Below are 1,628 nucleotides of genomic sequence, written 5' to 3' on the forward strand. Positions count from 1 at the left end.
GATGAACAAAAAAAGATGAACAATGTAGCAATGGATATTGTGGTTGACTCCGTATCAGTAGCCACAACATTCAAGAAAACATTAGGCGAAAAAGGAATTATCTTTATGAGTATTTCTGAGGCGATCAAAGAACACCCTGAATTAGTTCGTAAATATCTTGGAACTGTTGTACCACAAAAGGACAACTTTTATGCTGCTTTAAATTCAGCTGTTTTCTCTGATGGTTCGTTTTGTTATATCCCAAAAGGCGTAAGATGTCCTATGGAACTTTCTACTTATTTCCGTATCAATCAAGCAGGAACAGGTCAGTTCGAAAGAACGTTGCTTGTAGCTGATGCAGGAAGTTACGTTTCTTACCTTGAAGGTTGTACAGCACCAAGCCGTGACGAAAATCAATTGCACGCTGCTGTTGTGGAACTTATCGCTTTGGAAGATGCTGAAATTAAATATTCAACGGTTCAAAATTGGTATCCTGGAAATAAAGAAGGTAAAGGTGGAGTTTTCAACTTTGTAACCAAAAGAGGAATTTGTGAAAACAACGCTAAAATCTCATGGACACAAGTAGAAACAGGTTCTGCTATTACTTGGAAATATCCATCGGTTATATTAAAAGGAGACAATTCAGTAGGCGAATTTTATTCGATTGCTGTTACTAATAATTTCCAACAAGCAGATACAGGAACGAAGATGATTCATTTGGGTAAAAACTCAAAATCGACCATTATTTCCAAAGGTATCTCAGCAGGAAAATCACAAAATAGTTATAGAGGATTGGTTCAGATTAGTCCCAGAGCCGATAACGCTCGTAACTTCTCACAATGTGACTCATTATTAATGGGGAACAATTGTGGAGCACATACTTTTCCTTATATCGAAAGTAAAAACCCAACTGCCAAAATAGAACATGAGGCTACAACAAGTAAAATTGGTGAAGACCAAGTTTTCTATTGCAACCAACGTGGTATTCCAACGGAGAAAGCCATCGCTTTAATCGTAAACGGTTTTAGTAAAGATGTATTGAATAAGTTACCAATGGAATTTGCTGTGGAAGCACAGAAGTTATTGGAAATTTCTCTTGAAGGTTCTGTTGGTTAAAAAATTTGAAAATGAGTTAATTTGAAAATTTGAAAATGGAGAACAAGGAAAATGTAATTGTAACCCTGACATTTAAGTTTGCTTTAGAAATAATAAAATATTGCGATATTTTACAGGAAAACAAAAAATTTGTAATAGCAAATCAATTACTAAAATCAGGAACATCCATTGGAGCAAATATCAGAGAAGCTCAAAATGCTGAAAGCAAAGCTGATTTTATTCATAAGTTTAAAATTTCAGCAAAAGAAATAGAAGAAACAATCTACTGGTTAGAATTATGTAAGTTTTCAGAAAACTATCCAAACGTAGACGAAATGATAGAACAAGTGAATAATATATCACGAATAGTAAATAAAATAATAATTACATCTAAACAAAAATAAGCTTGGATTTTCCAAATTTCCAAATTATCTAATTTCCAAATTAATTATGTTAAGTATAAAAAATCTACACGCCTCAATTGGCGACAAAGAAATATTAAAAGGGATTAACCTTGAGGTAAAAGCAGGAGAAGTACATGCTATTATGGGACC

2 protein-coding genes and 1 pseudogene are annotated in these 1,628 nt (G+C 33.7%); all 3 read left to right on the forward strand.

The genetic code is table 11. The features are described from left to right. The coding region (sufB, locus tag WBQ70_RS02025) for a Fe-S cluster assembly protein SufB (RefSeq protein ID WP_423909865.1) at positions 1-1,095 on the forward strand (1,095 nt) is incomplete at its 5' end. 35 nt (positions 1,096-1,130) lie between these two features. After that, on the forward strand, positions 1,131-1,478 hold the full coding sequence (locus WBQ70_RS02030) for a four helix bundle protein (RefSeq protein ID WP_423909868.1): 348 nt from the start codon (positions 1,131-1,133) through the stop codon (positions 1,476-1,478). A 46-nt stretch (positions 1,479-1,524) separates the two neighbouring features. Continuing rightward, positions 1,525-1,628, forward strand: a pseudogene (gene sufC, locus WBQ70_RS02035) (Fe-S cluster assembly ATPase SufC); the annotation flags it as partial.

The sequence above is a fragment of the Flavobacterium sp. genome (genome assembly GCF_049590715.1).
In the GTDB taxonomy this organism is placed as follows: Bacteria; Bacteroidota; Bacteroidia; order Flavobacteriales; family Flavobacteriaceae; genus Flavobacterium.